The sequence below is a fragment of the Ruegeria sp. CK3 genome, from assembly GCF_056536565.1.
Map to the genome: position 1 here is coordinate 167,422 of NZ_JBQFPV010000005.1, position 15,283 is coordinate 182,704.

Consider the following 15,283-nt stretch of genomic DNA (forward strand, 5'->3'; position numbering starts at 1 on the left):
GCTCACCATTGATTGCATGCGTGAACAAAGTGTTTATGAGTCTGGTTAACAAACCCTTTCCAAGACAGGGGGCTGAGGCCAGTTTATGTCGATTTCCGAAGATTCCGCCCAAACTCTTGCCCTGAATGCCCTCGGATGGCTTGTCGGGAATGAGGAGCTCTTGCCCGTTTTCCTGGGCTCGACCGGTGCTGCGGCAAATGATCTGCGCGACAGGGCAGGTGAGCCCGAGTTTCTGGCCTCGGTTCTGGATTTCCTGATGCTTGACGATTCGTGGATCATGGCATTTTGTGACGCGGCGACGGTGCCGTATGACCAACCCGCTCAGGCGCAAGCGGTGTTGTCGGGTGGTTCCGACGTTCACTGGACCTGACTCAGCAGGAGCTTTTCATGCCAATTGATGCGATCGTGTTCGACAAGGACGGTACCCTGTTTGACTTCGCCAACACCTGGGGCACGTTCGGACGGACCATGTTGTTGCGCGTGGCCGAGAATAACACGGCCCGCGCAGCGGAACTGGGTCAGGTCATCGGCTTCGACCTTGAGACCGAGACCTATTCTCCTGATAGCGTCGTGATTGCGGGAACCGTTGAGGAAATCGCCGAAGCCTTGTTGCCGCATGTCGATGGCATGCCGCGTGACGTCTTGATCGAGTTGATGAATGCCGAGGCCGCAGCCGCACCCCAAGCTCAGGCGGTGCCGTTGGGGCCGTTCCTGGATGCGTTGAAACAGGCTGGCCTCAAGCTGGGGGTCGCCACAAATGACAGCGAGCACCCGGCGCTTCAGCATCTGGAGTCAGTTGGCGTCAAAGACCATTTCGACTTCATCGCTGGTTATGACAGTGGTCATGGGTTCAAGCCCGGCCCAGGCCAATTGCTGGCCTTCGCCGCGCATATCGGCGTGCAGCCGGATCGCATCGCCATGGTTGGCGACAGCCTGCATGACTTGCAGGCCGGGCGGGCGGCAGGGATGACTACGATCGGAGTCCTCACCGGTCTCGCCAAAGCCGACGTACTGGCGCCGATGGCGGATGTTGTCTTGCCCGACATAGGTCATATCCCGGCTTGGTTGGCGGATAACTAAATCTGCAGAATCCGTTTCCGGCGGTTCAAAGCTTGTAAACGACAAAATCTGTCGCAGATGGAACGGCCTGTTCCCGCTTTCCCGGGCTTGCTTGAGAGCAGGCAACTGGCAGGGAGTCGAACATGGCCGGAACCAAATCGCGCAGACGTCGTAGCGGAGGGCGCGCTGGCGCTGCCGAGCGCAGGGGAAGTGCGGCTATTGATCAGATGCCGTGGAACCCACCGGTCAATATAGATGCACCGACCGAGCCTCTGGATCAGGGCGGGATCGAGGCAATCCACGACGGCGCCATGCGAATTCTCGAAGAGATCGGGGTCGAGTTCTATAACGAAGAAGCGATCGGCATCCTGCGTGAGGCGGGTTGTACGATAGACGGTGACAACGTACGGATGGGCCGCGATTTCGTGATGGAGATGGTGGCAAAAGCCCCGAGCCGTTTCACGATCACGCCGCGCAATCCCGACCGGACGATAGAGATTGGTGGGCGGAACATCCTGTTTGGAAACGTCTCCTCCCCTCCGAATTACTGGGATATGGAAATCGGAACCAAGGTGCCCGGCAACCGTGAGATGTGCCGTAACCTGTTGAAGCTGACACAGTATTTCAACTGCATCCACTTTGCCGGTGGCTACCCGGTCGAGCCAGTTGATATTCACGCCAGCATCCGCCATCTGGATGTGCTCTATGACAAGCTGACCCTGACGGATAAGGCGATGCACGCCTACTCGCTGGGTAAAGAGCGGGTCGAGGATGTGATGGAGATGGTCCGTATCGCGGGCGGGTTGAGCCATGAAGAGTTCGAAGCCACACCACGGATGTACACCAACATCAACTCGACCTCACCGCTGAAGCACGACCACCCGATGATTGATGGCTGCCTGCGTCTGGCGCGGCGCGGTCAGGCGATTGTTGTCACGCCATTTACCTTGGCCGGAGCGATGGCCCCTGTCACCATCGCGGGCGCGGTGGCGCAATCTCTGGCCGAAGCTCTCTGTGCTATCGCTCTGTTCCAATATGTGCGTCCGGGGATTCCGTGCGTGATTGGAACCTTTACCTCGAACGTGGATATGAAATCCGGGGCTCCGGCTTTTGGGACGCCAGAGTATATGCGGGCCACTCAGATGACCGGCCAGATGGCGCGCTTCTATGGTCTGCCGATGCGATCGTCGGGCGTCTGTGCGGCGAATGTGCCAGATGGGCAGTCGGTGTGGGAGACTTCAAACTCGCTCTGGGCGTCGGTGCAGTCGGGGACCAACATGGTCTATCACGCGGCGGGATGGCTTGAGGGCGGGTTGATCGCAAGTCCTGAAAAGTTCATCATGGATTGCGAAATCCTTCAGCAAATTCAGAGGTATATGAATCCTGATCTCACAGCGACCGGCCCGGATGAGATCGCCCTGGACGCGATCCGTGCGGTCGGGAATGACGGGCATTTCTTTGGCATTCAGCACACTCAGGACCGCTACACGACCGCCTTCTATCAACCGTTTCTGAGCGACTGGAAGAATTACGAAGGCTGGGAGATCGCAGGAGGTATTTGGACCGCGGAACGCGCGCATCACATGTTCAAAGAGATCATCGGAAGCTTTGAGGCCCCGGCTCTGGACGAGGGTATTCGCGAGGAGTTGGCCGAGTTCGTCACCCGCCGTAAAGCCGAAGGCGGGGCACCGACGGATTTTTGATATCGCTATGATACTAAGAGGTCTTTCCGCTGATCAGCAGCGGTTCTTGGCTATTTGTTAAGGATTGTCAGGCCACAGTACGGGTGCAACCAATCTGAGGCATCTGATGCATGGTCTGATTAATCGGGCGATACAGTCGTTTGTATGCGCAACCTACGGGCGGCCGTGTTGGCAGCGCGTAACAGATTCGGCCGGATTAGGGTTTTCCGAGTTTGAGGCCATGTTGACCTACGATGACGCGATCACGGCCCCTCTGCTGGATGCGCTCAGCACGGTGCTCGCCCGACCGCGACTCGAGATTCTGGAAGACGTAGGAACCTATCTGGTTTCGCATCCCAATACCGAAGGACTGCGCCGCCTTTTGCGGTTTGGCGGTGTGACCTATGTAGAATTCCTCCATTCCCTTGATGATCTGGCGGATCGGGTGCGGCTGGCTGTGTCCGACCTGTCTCTTCCGGCCCTCGAATTGCAAGAGCTTTCGCAGACCGAATTTCAGCTCATCTGTGGGCCCGGGCTGCCCGGCTATGCTAGCGCAATGGTTGGTGTTTTGCGTGCGATGGCAGATGATTACGGTGCTTTGGTGATGCTTTCGCATGAAGGTCAGCAGGGCGAGGCTGAGGTGATCTCGATCCTGCTTGTCGAAAGCGCATTTGCGGAGGGGCGGCAATTCGATCTGGGGGCGCGGGGCGCATGACGCGGATGGATGATTTGGCAGAACTGCTGAAAACCCTGTGCCCAATGTTTCTGCTGGTCGACCAGGACGGTCACATCCTGCGTGTCGGTCCGACATTGCAGAAGTTGCGCCCGGATTGCGTCATGGAGGGGCAGTGTGTTCTGGATATTTTTGAGATGGTTCGCCCTCGCACGGTGACAACTTTAACGGCGCTTATGGCTATGGCCGGGGCGAACCTGAATCTGCGATTTCATGATGAGCCGCGCACGGCCCTCAAGGGGCTGGTTGCACCGCTTCCAGGCGGGGAGGGGGCGGTTGTCAACCTGTCCTTCGGTATCTCGATCCTCGACGCGGTGCGCGACTATGCCCTGACCAGCGCTGATTTTTCCGGCACTGATCTGGCGATCGAACTTCTCTATCTGGTTGAGGCGAAATCGGCCGCGATGGATGCGTCTCGGTCGCTGAACCTCAGGCTACAGGGAGCAATGCTCGCAGCAGAGGAGCAGGCTTATACCGATACTCTGACCGGAGTGAAAAATCGGCGCGCGATGGACAACCTTCTAGGACAGATGATCGCGTCTAACGCGCCATTTGCGGTGATGCATATTGATCTGGATTACTTCAAATCCGTGAATGACCGTTTAGGACATGCTGCTGGCGATTTCGTTTTGCAGCAGGCCGCCCGGATCATGATCGAAGAAATCCGAGACGATGACACGGTGGCGCGAATCGGTGGGGATGAGTTCGTCATCATCTTCCAGGGCCTGTCCAACACCGAACGGCTTTCAACTATCGCAGACCGTTTGATCGAAAGACTGAACCAACCGATGAGCTTTCAGGACAACGATTGCCGTATCTCCGCAAGTATCGGCACTGCCTTGTCCACGCATTTTGACAATCCGAGGGCCGAAGATGTTTTGCAGGCCTCGGACCTCGCTCTGTATCAGGCCAAGCGAGAGGGCCGATCCTGCCACCGGCTTTATTCCACGCTCCTCAAGGCGCAGTCCTGAGATCAGGCCGTTGAAAACGCCGCTTGCAGAGTGTCCGCGATTTGGCGCTGTATCGGGGGCAATTCGCCGATCACTGGCAGGACAGTGCCGCGGAAATGCGCCGTTTCCAGCTCTTCTGGGACATCTTCCAGCACGTGTCCTCCGCGACAAGCGAAGAAGGGCAGGCAAAGCGACTGCTCTGACGCCCCGTTGGCAGCATCGGAAATTGACGGAGGTTCCTCGACAAATCCGACGCGGATCGAGCGGAATGTCAATCTCTGCGACAGCTGCTCGGCAAAATCTTTTGCAACGGCCGAAGGGTTTCTACTACGGCCTGAGCCGTGCGCGGCGATGATAAGATCGGAAGCAGCCGCGCTCCAGTTTTTTTCTTTCAAGGCCGATTTCAGCGCGTCGCTGACAAGATCGGGAAGCATGGGATCGGTGCCTAACGGATCAAGAATACGCAAGTTGCGATCCCCGATGCGTTTGGGCAGGGCGCTGGTCACAAACCAGCCCTTGGCCATGAACAAAGGGTAAATCACAGTGTCGTCGGGCAGGCTGTCCATCACCTCTTCTAGCACGCCGAGATTCGCCAGCGTGGCAGAATGGACCGACACATCGGCCGAGAGGGCGTTCACCTCAGCGGCGAACTTGGCTAGAGAGGCCTCAGCTGGCTCCGGGTCTGAGGGCTGACCATGGGCAACGATGATGGCGTGCGGCATTCCGGGCTCCTGTTCCTGAGCGGTAAGTGTGTCGCCGGTTCTCTGTGTCAAGGGGGGTGTTAGCCCAAAAGTGTCAGCCAAAGCCAGACGGTCAGGATCGAGGTGGCGGTTCCGATCAGCACTGACGAGGCCGCGACCCGTTTGGCGCGCCCGTACATGTTGGCGAAAATATAGGCGTTGAAACCGGGCGCCATCGCTGCGTTCAAAACTCCGGAGCGGAACAGGTCTTGCGGCAGTCCAGTGGATGTTCCGAACAGCCACACAAGACTCGGATGCAACATCAGAGAAATTCCGCAGACATAGGCAATCGTGCGCAGATCCCCTTCGGGTTTGTATTTCACTAGCACGCCGCCCAGTGCGAACAAGGCTCCGGGCAGGGCGGCGCGGGTCACCAGTTCCAGCGCCTCATCCACCACTTGCGGAATGACCAGTCCGGATAGATTGACTACAAAGCCTAGCGCGATGCCAAGGATCAACGCGTTCTTGAACATCGCAGACAGAACTGAACGCACCATCTTTGTGCCGCCATGGCCGCGATTGCGTACGATCTCCATCACCGTGATCCCAACGCCGTAGCAGAACGGTGAGTGGAAAGCGATGATCGCGTAGTTGCCGGTCAGGCTTTCTGGGCCATAGGCGCGTTCGGTAATGGGCAGTCCCAGAAGAACAGAGTTCGAAAACAGGCAGCAAAAGCCGATGGCGACGCAGTCTTCCCAATCACGGCCAAAGAGCAGCCGTGCCCCAAACAGCCCCGCAGTAAAACAAAGCGCGGCAGCGGAATAGAAACTGACCAGAAGTCGAGGGTCGAAACTGGCGCTGAGATCTAGATGAGCGATAGCTAAAAACAGAAGGCAGGGAATTGCAAAGCCCTGCGTGAAGCGCATCAAACCGTCGACATGCACCTCTTTGAAATAGCCCGAACGGGTCGCAGCATAGCCTGCGCCAATCACCAGAAAGACCGGCAGGATAACGTCAATCAGGCTTTGAAGCATACCGCCCCCGGTTCTGGCGATATGTGTGCCGCAAACGGCAGGGCCTTACAGCGCTTGTTCGATCACCAGCCCGTCATAGGCGGGGGTGATGTGATCGGCGGTTTCAGCCTCGACCGTCGCATAGTCCAGGTCGATATGCATATTGGTCAGGACGGCGCGTTTGGGCTGCAGTTTCTCAATCCACCCCAGGGTTTTTTCCAGATGCGCATGGGTAGGATGCGGCGCGCGGCGCAGGGCGTCGATGACCAGACAATCCAGCCCTTCCATCTCGGTCCATGCATCGTCATAGATTTCGGCGACGTCTGGCAGATAGGCTAGCTTGCCCATCCGAAACCCCAGCGAGTCGATTGAACCATGGTTCACGCGGAACGGGCGCAGGGGGATCGGACCTCCGGGACCGTCGATCTCGAAAGGTCCGTCAATAGATTTCAGCTCCAGAATCGGTGGGTACGGAGAGCCCTCGGGCTGGATGAACGCATATCCGAACCGTCCGAGCAGGGCATTCTGGGTGTCGCCATCCGCCCAGACCGGTACACGGGTCTTCATGTTGAAGACGATCATTCTCAGATCATCAAGGCCGTGCACATGATCGGCGTGAGAATGAGTATACACCACCCCGTCGAGCCGCCCGGTTCCGGTATCCAGAAGCTGGCTGCGCATATCTGGCGAGGTGTCGATCAGGACCGAGGTCGTGCCCTCTGGCCCGTCTCTTTCGACCAGCATCGAGCAGCGGCGGCGGATATTTCTTGGATTCTGAGGGTCGCAATCGCCCCAATAGCCACCAAGGCGCGGCACGCCGCCCGAGGACCCGCAACCCAGAATGGTGCAGCGCAGCTTTGTCATGCGGCGGCCTTATACTGTGCCGCTTTTGAGAACAGGCGGTCAAAGTTTACCTGTGTCTGGGCGGCGAAATCTGCGTAGTCCATGCCGAATACCTCAGCCCCTTTGCGGGCAGTGTGAGCGGTATAGGCGGGTTCATTGCGTTTGCCCCGGTATGGGGGCGGCGCAAGATAGGGGGCGTCGGTTTCGACCAGAATGCGATCTACCGGAGCGATTGCGAAGATATCGCGCAGCTCCTGACTTTTGGGGAATGCAGCGATCCCGGACATTGACAGGTAGAACCCTAGGTCAAGGGCAGCTTTTGCCAGCTCTGCCGAGGATGAGAAACAGTGCATCACGCAGGAATAGGGCGCGTTGCGGTATTCCTCGGCCAGAATGCGCGCCATGTCGTCATCGGCTGCGCGGGCGTGAATGATCAGAGGTAGGCCGGTGCGCTGGGCCGCCTCGATATGAATGCTCAGCGATTGCTTTTGTACCTCGGCGCTGTCGGCGGTGTAGTGATAGTCCAACCCGGTCTCGCCGATGCCCACGAACTTGGGGTGCTGCGCCAGTGCGACCAGTTCATCGACCGTCGCCATCGGTTCTTCCGCCGCGCTCATAGGGTGGGTGCCGGCGGCATAGAAGATCGGTGCGTGGGCCTCGACAATGGCGCGCACGCCGGGTTCGTCGCGCAGGCGGGTGCAGATGGTGACCATACGGGTCACACCGGCCTCGGCCGCGTTGGCGATGATTTGGTCCAGCTGCCCTTCGAAATTGGGGAAGTCCAGATGGCAATGGCTATCGGTGATCTCGGGGGTGTTGCTCATCTGCTCTGACCGGAGGTTTCTTGTATCTTGAACATCGTATCTAGGACCAACGCGGCAGGGTCAAGGTTCACCGCCTGACCGTGACGTGCGCGGACGGTGATCGTTGCCGCCACCTCGGCCCAGTTGCGGGCCTGCTGGGGGGAGGCGGAAAGCCGGGTCAGAGTTTCCGCTTCGTTGGGGGCGGCTTCTGGTAAGGGGGCTGCGCCTGTTGCTCCGGTCATCGCCAGACGGGACAGTGCCACGTCGATGAGGGTCAGCAACAGCTCGAACCGTTCGGCTGCGCCGCGCTGGGCAGCGGCTTCGGCCAGCTTAAGGGCGCGCTGACGATCCATGCGGGGCAGGGTGCCCAGAATGGCGATCAACTCGGCATAGATTTCAAGCCCGCCCAGATTGATGAGACGGACCGCATCGCCAACCGACCCAGCGGCCAGAGCGGCAAGGTGATCGGTTTGGCTAGGAACCTCCGCTCCGGTCTGCACCAAAGCGGTCTGCATATCCTCAGGACCCAGCGGTGAGAGACGCAAGGTGCGGCAACGTGATCGGATGGTTGGCAACAGGCGCGAGGGTTGGTGCGAGATCAGCAGCAACGTGGTGCGCGCCGGTGGCTCCTCCAGCATTTTTAGAAGGGCATTCGCAGCACTGACATTCATCTCATCAGCCGCGTCTACAATGACCACGCGTCGCCCGCCATCTGCCGAGGACAGGCCGAAGAACTTGCCCAGCTTGCGGATATCATCCACCACGATCTCGTTCCGGAGACGCCCCTGATCGTTCAACGAACGGGTGATCGCCGCCAGCCCCGGTTCCGCGCCAGCAGATATGCGATGCGACACCGGGTGGTCCGGGTCGATCTCTAGAGTCTGCGGGGGCGGAGGCGCGTCAAACAGCCCTCCGTCATCCGCCGGAGGGGTGGTGAGCAGAAACCGCGCGATCCGCCATGCCAGCGTGGCTTTGCCGACGCCGCGCGGGCCGGTCAGAAGCCAACCATGGTGAAGCCGGTCCGAGTTGTAGGCGCTCAGAAACGCTTGCTCGGCCGTGTCCTGCCCGAACAGCTGCGCGGTCTCGCGCGGATGCGGCGCTCCGGGCGCTTGATCTGGGGTTGGGATGTCGTCGCTCATCGTCTATCGCAAGGCTGCCTCGACGATATCTCTCACATCCTGGGCGACACTGTCCATGTCGCGATTGCCATCGATGACGCGAAACCGGTCGGAAAACTCATCTGCCAGCGCCCGAAACCCGGCGCGCATCTGTTTTTGCAGGGCAGGGCCGAAATCTTCGAACCGCTCCTCGGTGCCCTGTCGCCCTTTGGCACGAGACAGGCCTGTGTCGGGGTCCATGTCGATCAGTAGAGTCATGTCTGGCTCGCGCCCAATCATCAGGTCATGGAGCTGATCGACCACCGCCCGCAGGTTGCCACGGGACAGGCCCTGATACATCCTTGTGCTGTCGGCAAAGCGATCGCAGATCACCACCTTGCCCGCGGCGAGGGCCGGTTCGATTGTCCGTTCCAGATGATCGCGGCGGGCGGCGGTGAACAGCAACAGCTCGGTTTCCGCCGACCAACGGTCAGGGTCGCCTTCCAGCACCAGGCGGCGGATTTCTTCTGCCCCCGGCGACCCGCCGGGTTCACGCGTCAGAACGACCTGATGGCCCGCATTGCGGAGGGACTCGGCCAGCATCCGGGCCTGAGTTGATTTGCCTGATCCGTCTATGCCTTCAAAGGTCAGGAATAACCCGCGTTGTGTCACATCGACTCCAACGGATTATTGATAACGTCTTTCAGGACAATCCCGCCGACGGTCATCATGCGCACCATGAAGCCACCCAAAGGGACATCCTCGGCCGCGAACAGAGGACGGCGAATCTCGGGCAAACCCTCGGGCTTGATCACCAGCTCGGCCAGTTGCTGGCCCTTGGCAACAGGTGCGTTGACGGGGCCGTCATAGACAACCTCGGCCTCGATATTCTGGGTGCCCAGAACCGGGAACAAAACATTCAGGTCGCCGTCGGGCACCAGACCCACGGTCTTTTTCTCACCCATCCACAGCTTGGCTTCGGCTATCGGCGCTTCTTCGGTGGCAACTGTCCTCTCGACAAAATTTCGAAACGACCAGTTAACCACGGACTCAGCCTCCTCTGCCCGCTGAGCGGTACTGTCTAGGCCAGTGAGAACGAAGATCACCCGGCGGTCGGCTTGTTTGGCCGATCCGACAAGGCCGTAGCCGGCCTCTTGCGTGTGGCCGGTTTTCAGGCCGTCGGCCCCAATGTTCAGCCGTAGCAGCGGGTTGCGGTTGCGCTTATTCGAAGGCGCGCGCCCGTCAAACTCGAATTCTTCTTCGGCAAACAGAGGGTAATATTCGGGGAAATCCGTGATCAGCCGATCCGCGAGAACGGCGAGATCATGCACGGACATCATATGCCCGGCAGCGGGCCAGCCGTTGGAGTTGGCAAAGTTTGAGTTGTTCATCCCCATCTGCTGCGCGCGCTGGGTCATATAGCGGGCAAATCCGGCCTCGGTCCCATCGGGGCTGAGCGCCTCAGCGATCACCACGCAGGCATCATTGCCGGACAGCACGATAATGCCGCGTATCAGATCCTCGACGGTCACACGGTCCTGCGTGTTCAGGAACATGGTTGAGCCGCCATAGCTCATAGCATGTTCCGAGACAGGCAGGGTCTCCTGCAGAGTCAAACGCCCATCACGTAGCGCTTCGAACGCGACATAAAGCGTCATGAGCTTGGACATGGATGCGGGCGGAAGCGGCTGATCAGCGTCTTTGGAAAGAAGCACGGTACCTGTGGTCTGATCCATTACATATGCCGCGCGCGCCGAGGTGTCGAACGCGTGGGCGGGCAGGGCCAGAACAGCCATCCCGAGGGTGAAAACGGATGTTCGCAATGCGGATAGCATAAGGTGCCTCCTGTTCTCAGTTGGCCACGGTGAACGCGTCGCCAAAGCCCAGATCTTTCACGTCGTTCTGGATGGCCTTGCGCTCGGCGCGGGTGGCGGCGGGTCCGACCAGCACGCGCCAGACGGTGTTGTCTTCGGTCTTCAACTCTCGCACCTCTGCCGACATGCCGTTTCTGCGGATTTTGGCGGCGGCGCTGTTTGCATTGGACTGAACACCAAACGTACCAACCTGAACAAAGGGTTTCGAAAGAGAAGATGTCGCGGCGACAGGCGTCGGCTCTGCGGCGTCGATAGCGGCTGCGGCCCCTTCGATCGGGTCAAGCGTAGTTTCGGTGATCGCGTTGGGATCTTTTTTCTGCCACCACTTGCGCTTGGTCGGTTTTTCCGCAGGCGCAACCACCGGTGCATCGGTCAAAGCCGGAGCCGTGCTGGCCGCCGATATCTCTGCGGTGGCCTCGACGGCGGCTTCGGCGCCATCCACGGCTGCGTCCGAGGCAACAGCGGCTGCGCCTACAGCGCCTGCGGTCGCCGCGGCGGCGGGCTCTTTCTTCTGCCACCATTTGCGCTTGGCCGGTTTTTCCGTCTCGGAGGTGGCTTCGGGCGCATCAACTTCGGCGACGTCACTAGCTACGGCGGCCTCGGCCCCATCCTCTGCTGCGTCTGAGGCAACAGCGGCTGCGCCCACAACGCCTGCAGTCGCCGCTGCGGCGGGCGCTTTTTTCTGCCACCATTTGCGCTTAGCCGGTTTTTCCGTCTCAGAGGTGGTCTCGGACGCACCAACCTCGGCCACGTCACTGGCGGCGGCGGTCTCGGTGCTTGCTTCCGGGGCTGTCTCGACCTCAGCGACCTCGGGTTCGGGCGCGACCTCGATGGCTTCGCGCCGCAAGGCCACCACGTTGATCTTGGTCGGCGCGCCAGCAAGGATACCTAGCTGCTCCGCCGCTGCAGATGATACCTGCAAGGCGGGACCGGGCAAGTTGCGTTCACGCCGGAACAAAGCGCCGGTTACGGATTTGTTGTTCGAGGCGTTTTTGATGATCACTCGCTCGGGCTGAGTCACATCCGGGTGGGCAACCCAGATGCCGCCCAGCGAGGGGCGGCCGTCCCACAATCCGGCCTCGGTCAATTGGAACACGTCCGGTGCTTCGACATCACGCTGTGTGTCGCCGGAGGATTGCGGGAAAAGTTCGTTCTTGCTTGTGTTTTCGTCGGGTTTTTCTGCGGTTGCCAGCGTTTCCTCGCAACCCGACAACACCACCAAGGCTACAGCCAAGCACGCCAGCCGTTTTGGCCCTGGGCGGATCTCAGTCGCTCGCTTCATCTTGTCATCCCTTGCCTGAAGGGGCCTCGTTCCCCGAGCCCCACCGTCAGCCAGCCGGTTCTTCGCGCCAGTCTGCTGCGGTCTTTCATGCGGATCATAACGTGGGTATGGTTCTATGGAAAGTCCGCTGCTTGGGCTTCGGCAAGATTTCCCGATTTCGACTTGCCTCTGATTTCAGTTGGCCTTAGACCCTGCTTTCGACGGGGAGGTGGCAGAGTGGTCGAATGCGGCGGTCTTGAAAACCGTTGGGCGTGAGAGCGTCCCCAGGGTTCGAATCCCTGTCTCCCCGCCACTCATACCCGTCTCAATCCAGTTGTGTTTTCTGACTCGGAATTGTTACGCAATTTCCGCGAGTTGGCGCATGCGCTTTCAATCAGAGACGAAGCAAACCGTACATTCAGAGGATAATTCAGGCGCCAGTCTCAGTGTCGCATTTTAGCGGGGTCGCTTTGGGCTGGATTTCCCTGATGACCTGCAATTTACAGGGAATTTTCGCAAACCGGGACTGATTTCCGTCATTTCTTCTATCAGAACTGTATGTTTTTCAGAGGTTTATGATGCAAATTACCTAAAAGGTGGAACAGGGAATTTCCTCGTGCGAACAGGGAATTGTTCCGCCGGATCAGGGAGGGTGAGCCCTTTATCAGGGACGCAGGATCTGGAGCTATCAAAAGCCGAATAGGTGTTCCTGTTCGGTCCAATCAAGTGGGTGGGTCACGCTGACCAAACGCTTGAGTGTGAGTTCGGGCGGCTGGGTGCCGTCGAGAATCGCAGCCTGAATCTTCGGGGAGAGAAAGGCGATCTGAGCACGGGTGCGGATGAAGGCGCCGGGGACGCTTTCGCGGCGTGCAATCTCCATCAGTTGAACCCCGGCTTTCAGATCTCGGGCCCAGCCATGGGCGCGGATCAGCATGGACCGGAGGTGGGGATCAGGTTGGGGTGCCACGTCCCCGGCAATGACCTTAGCCTCGACGCCGCGGCGGCGCAGATCGAAAGATGCGGTGACGTGGGTGAGATCCGGGTGCAGATGATCGGCGGCGATGCCAAGTGCGCTTGCCAGAGTTTTGGGGTTAAATTCGAGGTCGATCTGTCCTCGTGCAAGTTTGCCTTTGGCCAGAAGAGCAGCGCCGATCTGACAGCCTTGGCCTAGAAACCGGGTTACTAAATCCGCAACTGAAGTCTGAACTGGCTCGGCTGACCAGGCCTCCGGTTGCGCCAGTACTTGGTGCGCCGCGGCGGCGTCTTGCAAATGTCTGACGATGACATCCATGACGGCGTGTTCCAGCGCCGGGCCGGGCAGTCGCCAGCCAGAGATATCCTTGCCACCTGAGATCAGTCGATTGGAGATATACTAGCGCAACCGTCGGCCTTTGCGCGTGGTGTGGGTCGGCGTCAACCGATCACCAGTTTCGTCATACAGCAGACCGGTGAGCCAGGCGCCGGGGTCAGTGGAATGTTGGCGCGCATCGGAGTCGCCGCGTGCCCGCGAGCGGTTGGAGGCCTGTCGCATTTTTTCCTGCACCCGATCCCAGATGTCCTGATCGATGATCGCCGGATGTTGTCCGTCCCAGATCTTATCCTTGTGGCGGATTTTTCCGAGATAGACCGGATTGCGCAGCAGGTAATAGATTTGACCCCGTGACAGCGGACAATCCCCCTTCACACTGCCATCTGTCCGAACAACCCGTTTTGACCGCAGCCCTTCTGCCGTTGCCCGTTCTTCTACTTTGCGCAGGCAACCCAGCTCGTCATAAAGCCCAAAGAGATGCCGGACCGTTCTGGCCTCCTCTTCATTCACCACCAGCGTTCTTGCCTTCGGATCGGGGTGGCGATCATAGCCCAGAGGCAGGTTGCCACCCATCCAAAGCCCCTTCTTCTTCTACGCTGCAATCTTGTCGCGAATACGTTCGGCGGTGACTTCCCGTTCAAACTGAGCAAAGGACAACAGCACATTCAGCGTTAACCGGCCCATGGAAGATGAGGTATTGAAGGCCTGCGTGACGGACACAAAAGAACAGTTTGCCTGTTCCAGCCGGTCGACCAGCTTAGAGAAGTCGGCAAGCGACCGGGTCAGCCGGTCAATCTTGTAGACCACCACCATGTCAATACGCCCGGCATCGATCTCTTCAAGAAGGCGCTGAAGGGCGGGTCGCTCTAGGGTGCCGTCCGACAGGCCACCGTCATCGTAGCGCCCGGACAACAGGGTCCAGCCTTCATGTCGCTGGCTGGCGACATAGGCCGCGCAGGCCTCATATTGCGCATCCAGCGAATTGAAGTCCTGATCAAGACCATCTTCTGAGGACTTGCGCGTGTAGATGGCGCATCGGATTTTACGGCGCGGGCTCATTTGGCCGCCTTGCCGGTGAGCCCAAAGAAACGCGGCCCTGACCAATGCGCGCCGGTAATCTCTCTGGCGATGGCGGAGAGCGAGCGATAGGACCGACCGTTCCAAGTGAATCCGTCCTCTGTGGCGTCGACTACATGTGTCACGCCATTCCACTCACGCAGCAGGCGCCTACCGGGTTTTAGGGCAGGGCATGTAGGCCGGGGTTTCTTCCCAGAGCCCTTTTCCAGCGTGGCTTTGACTTGCCGGGGTAGCCTGCCATGACGGCGGGACTGCATCTCAAAGGCGATAAAGCGGCGCAGGAAGGGTTGGCTGAGCATGGCGGGGGCTGGTTGATCAAACAGTTGCTGCCAAAGCGTGACCAGATCCGATCGTCCCATGACGGCCAGATCGGCAACATCGCTAGTCTTGGTCATGACGCTTCTCCTGTTCCCACCGTCAGGTGATAGGTGGAAGAACCATCTGGCTTTTCGGATGCCCGCCTTTCAATTGTGACGCCTTTTTTCCGCAGGCCGCTTAGAGCCGCTCGGACCGAATGAGGCTGCCACCCCGTTGCTTTGCAGAGCGCCTCAAGGCTGGCGCCGCTCGGGCGACGCAACAAAGCTTGAACCTTGTCAATTTTGGTTTGCTTCCGTTTGGACATGAACTGTCTCCTCTGATCTTGGGTCAGCGAGATGCCGAACCCCGGTACCGAGGAGCGCCCGAATGGCTCGGGCGTGGGTTCAGTGATGCGTGGTTTACGGCAACAGTCCAGCTCTTTCTGAAACGATTACTGGAGGCGTGTGTTTTGAAGTGCGACGCTGCCGTACCCTCGATTATTCGTCAACAATCTTAATTGGTTACTTTTAGTTTGGGGGGGTGCGTCTCGTATTGATGGCACCTACATTCGACATAATCGCCCGGACTATCAGGGCGGGAAACTG

General features: G+C 59.1%; 18 protein-coding genes and 1 tRNA gene. 6 read left to right on the forward strand and 13 right to left on the reverse strand.

The annotated features are described in order from the left end of the window. Nucleotides 1–85 precede the first annotated feature (85 nt). The 5 genes from ACR0C3_RS08475 (at nucleotide 86) to ACR0C3_RS08495 (ending at nucleotide 4,445) form a co-directional block, all read left to right on the forward strand. Nucleotides 86–370, forward strand: coding sequence for a DUF3572 domain-containing protein (locus ACR0C3_RS08475; protein WP_170691978.1), 285 nt, complete (start codon nucleotides 86–88; stop codon nucleotides 368–370). A gap of 17 nt (nucleotides 371–387) precedes the next feature. Then, nucleotides 388–1,080, forward strand: coding sequence for an HAD family hydrolase (locus tag ACR0C3_RS08480; RefSeq protein WP_480758054.1), 693 nt, complete (start codon nucleotides 388–390; stop codon nucleotides 1,078–1,080). Between the two features lie 122 nt (nucleotides 1,081–1,202). Further along, on the forward strand, nucleotides 1,203–2,762 hold the full coding sequence (locus ACR0C3_RS08485; RefSeq protein ID WP_170691982.1) for a trimethylamine methyltransferase family protein: 1,560 nt from the start codon (nucleotides 1,203–1,205) through the stop codon (nucleotides 2,760–2,762). Nucleotides 2,763–2,868: 106 nt separating this feature from the next. Beyond that, the gene (locus ACR0C3_RS08490) at nucleotides 2,869–3,456 is read left to right on the forward strand and encodes a heme NO-binding domain-containing protein (protein ID WP_170375181.1); all 588 of its coding nucleotides are present in this window, start codon (nucleotides 2,869–2,871) and stop codon (nucleotides 3,454–3,456) included. After that, nucleotides 3,453–4,445: a diguanylate cyclase domain-containing protein gene (locus tag ACR0C3_RS08495; RefSeq protein WP_480758055.1), complete on the forward strand. Its 993-nt coding sequence runs from the start codon at nucleotides 3,453–3,455 to the stop codon at nucleotides 4,443–4,445. The genes ACR0C3_RS08490 and ACR0C3_RS08495 overlap by 4 nt, the downstream gene beginning before the upstream one ends. Nucleotides 4,446–4,447: 2 nt before the next feature. Here ACR0C3_RS08495 and ACR0C3_RS08500 read toward each other — a convergent pair whose 3' ends face one another. The 8 genes from ACR0C3_RS08500 to ACR0C3_RS08535 are packed head-to-tail and all read right to left on the reverse strand — an operon-like array spanning nucleotide 4,448 to nucleotide 12,016. After that, nucleotides 4,448–5,146: a CbiX/SirB N-terminal domain-containing protein gene (locus ACR0C3_RS08500; protein WP_480758056.1), complete on the reverse strand. Its 699-nt coding sequence runs from the start codon at nucleotides 5,144–5,146 to the stop codon at nucleotides 4,448–4,450. A 59-nt stretch (nucleotides 5,147–5,205) separates the two neighbouring features. Continuing rightward, the gene (locus tag ACR0C3_RS08505) at nucleotides 5,206–6,138 is read right to left on the reverse strand and encodes an AEC family transporter (protein WP_480758057.1); all 933 of its coding nucleotides are present in this window, start codon (nucleotides 6,136–6,138) and stop codon (nucleotides 5,206–5,208) included. Nucleotides 6,139–6,183: 45 nt separating this feature from the next. Further along, complete coding sequence (locus tag ACR0C3_RS08510; protein WP_480758058.1) at nucleotides 6,184–6,981, reverse strand: MBL fold metallo-hydrolase; 798 nt, start codon at nucleotides 6,979–6,981, stop codon at nucleotides 6,184–6,186. Beyond that, on the reverse strand, nucleotides 6,978–7,784 hold the full coding sequence (locus ACR0C3_RS08515) for a TatD family hydrolase (RefSeq protein ID WP_480758059.1): 807 nt from the start codon (nucleotides 7,782–7,784) through the stop codon (nucleotides 6,978–6,980). The genes ACR0C3_RS08510 and ACR0C3_RS08515 overlap by 4 nt, the downstream gene beginning before the upstream one ends. Next, a complete protein-coding gene (locus ACR0C3_RS08520; RefSeq protein ID WP_480758060.1) occupies nucleotides 7,781–8,902 on the reverse strand; it encodes a DNA polymerase III subunit delta' in 1,122 nt (373 codons plus the stop codon). The genes ACR0C3_RS08515 and ACR0C3_RS08520 overlap by 4 nt, the downstream gene beginning before the upstream one ends. Nucleotides 8,903–8,905: 3 nt before the next feature. Next, complete coding sequence (gene tmk / locus ACR0C3_RS08525; protein WP_480758061.1) at nucleotides 8,906–9,532, reverse strand: dTMP kinase; 627 nt, start codon at nucleotides 9,530–9,532, stop codon at nucleotides 8,906–8,908. Beyond that, the gene (locus ACR0C3_RS08530) at nucleotides 9,529–10,695 is read right to left on the reverse strand and encodes a D-alanyl-D-alanine carboxypeptidase family protein (RefSeq protein ID WP_480758062.1); all 1,167 of its coding nucleotides are present in this window, start codon (nucleotides 10,693–10,695) and stop codon (nucleotides 9,529–9,531) included. Before ACR0C3_RS08530 ends, tmk begins: the two co-directional genes overlap by 4 nt. A 16-nt stretch (nucleotides 10,696–10,711) precedes the next feature. Continuing rightward, nucleotides 10,712–12,016: an SPOR domain-containing protein gene (locus ACR0C3_RS08535; protein ID WP_480758063.1), complete on the reverse strand. Its 1,305-nt coding sequence runs from the start codon at nucleotides 12,014–12,016 to the stop codon at nucleotides 10,712–10,714. 202 nt (nucleotides 12,017–12,218) lie between these two features. Between ACR0C3_RS08535 and ACR0C3_RS08540 the strand changes: the two genes are divergently transcribed. Further along, nucleotides 12,219–12,308, forward strand: a tRNA-Ser gene (locus ACR0C3_RS08540). 375 nt (nucleotides 12,309–12,683) lie between these two features. Here ACR0C3_RS08540 and ACR0C3_RS08545 read toward each other — a convergent pair. From ACR0C3_RS08545 to ACR0C3_RS08565, 5 genes are all read right to left on the reverse strand, one after another. Next, nucleotides 12,684–13,286, reverse strand: coding sequence for a hypothetical protein (locus ACR0C3_RS08545; RefSeq protein ID WP_480758064.1), 603 nt, complete (start codon nucleotides 13,284–13,286; stop codon nucleotides 12,684–12,686). Nucleotides 13,287–13,367: 81 nt separating this feature from the next. Then, nucleotides 13,368–13,877 (reverse strand): recombinase family protein, encoded by a 510-nt coding sequence (locus ACR0C3_RS08550; protein WP_480758065.1) that lies wholly within the window; start codon nucleotides 13,875–13,877, stop codon nucleotides 13,368–13,370. 18 nt (nucleotides 13,878–13,895) lie between these two features. Beyond that, nucleotides 13,896–14,363, reverse strand: coding sequence for a recombinase family protein (locus ACR0C3_RS08555; protein ID WP_480758066.1), 468 nt, complete (start codon nucleotides 14,361–14,363; stop codon nucleotides 13,896–13,898). Beyond that, on the reverse strand, nucleotides 14,360–14,776 hold the full coding sequence (locus ACR0C3_RS08560; protein WP_480758067.1) for a DUF2924 domain-containing protein: 417 nt from the start codon (nucleotides 14,774–14,776) through the stop codon (nucleotides 14,360–14,362). The genes ACR0C3_RS08555 and ACR0C3_RS08560 overlap by 4 nt, the downstream gene beginning before the upstream one ends. After that, on the reverse strand, nucleotides 14,773–15,003 hold the full coding sequence (locus ACR0C3_RS08565; protein WP_480758068.1) for a DUF3489 domain-containing protein: 231 nt from the start codon (nucleotides 15,001–15,003) through the stop codon (nucleotides 14,773–14,775). The genes ACR0C3_RS08560 and ACR0C3_RS08565 overlap by 4 nt, the downstream gene beginning before the upstream one ends. Nucleotides 15,004–15,283: the final 280 nt, after the last annotated feature.

Excerpts from the sequence above, each read along its gene's own strand:
- ACR0C3_RS08530 (WP_480758062.1), bottom strand. The coding sequence starts at position 10,695 with ATGCTATCCGCATTGCGAACATCCGTTTTCACCCTCGGGATGGCTGTT.
- ACR0C3_RS08480 (WP_480758054.1), top strand. The coding sequence starts at position 388 with ATGCCAATTGATGCGATCGTGTTCGACAAGGACGGTACCCTGTTTGAC.
- ACR0C3_RS08550 (WP_480758065.1), bottom strand. The coding sequence starts at position 13,877 with ATGGGTGGCAACCTGCCTCTGGGCTATGATCGCCACCCCGATCCGAAG.
- ACR0C3_RS08500 (WP_480758056.1), bottom strand. The coding sequence starts at position 5,146 with ATGCCGCACGCCATCATCGTTGCCCATGGTCAGCCCTCAGACCCGGAG.
- ACR0C3_RS08475 (WP_170691978.1), top strand. The coding sequence starts at position 86 with ATGTCGATTTCCGAAGATTCCGCCCAAACTCTTGCCCTGAATGCCCTC.
- ACR0C3_RS08565 (WP_480758068.1), bottom strand. The coding sequence starts at position 15,003 with ATGTCCAAACGGAAGCAAACCAAAATTGACAAGGTTCAAGCTTTGTTG.
- ACR0C3_RS08510 (WP_480758058.1), bottom strand. The coding sequence starts at position 6,981 with ATGACAAAGCTGCGCTGCACCATTCTGGGTTGCGGGTCCTCGGGCGGC.
- ACR0C3_RS08520 (WP_480758060.1), bottom strand. The coding sequence starts at position 8,902 with ATGAGCGACGACATCCCAACCCCAGATCAAGCGCCCGGAGCGCCGCAT.
- ACR0C3_RS08560 (WP_480758067.1), bottom strand. The coding sequence starts at position 14,776 with ATGACCAAGACTAGCGATGTTGCCGATCTGGCCGTCATGGGACGATCG.
- ACR0C3_RS08495 (WP_480758055.1), top strand. The coding sequence starts at position 3,453 with ATGACGCGGATGGATGATTTGGCAGAACTGCTGAAAACCCTGTGCCCA.
- ACR0C3_RS08545 (WP_480758064.1), bottom strand. The coding sequence starts at position 13,286 with ATGGATGTCATCGTCAGACATTTGCAAGACGCCGCCGCGGCGCACCAA.
- ACR0C3_RS08485 (WP_170691982.1), top strand. The coding sequence starts at position 1,203 with ATGGCCGGAACCAAATCGCGCAGACGTCGTAGCGGAGGGCGCGCTGGC.
- ACR0C3_RS08515 (WP_480758059.1), bottom strand. The coding sequence starts at position 7,784 with ATGAGCAACACCCCCGAGATCACCGATAGCCATTGCCATCTGGACTTC.
- ACR0C3_RS08555 (WP_480758066.1), bottom strand. The coding sequence starts at position 14,363 with ATGAGCCCGCGCCGTAAAATCCGATGCGCCATCTACACGCGCAAGTCC.
- ACR0C3_RS08505 (WP_480758057.1), bottom strand. The coding sequence starts at position 6,138 with ATGCTTCAAAGCCTGATTGACGTTATCCTGCCGGTCTTTCTGGTGATT.
- ACR0C3_RS08535 (WP_480758063.1), bottom strand. The coding sequence starts at position 12,016 with ATGAAGCGAGCGACTGAGATCCGCCCAGGGCCAAAACGGCTGGCGTGC.
- ACR0C3_RS08490 (WP_170375181.1), top strand. The coding sequence starts at position 2,869 with ATGCATGGTCTGATTAATCGGGCGATACAGTCGTTTGTATGCGCAACC.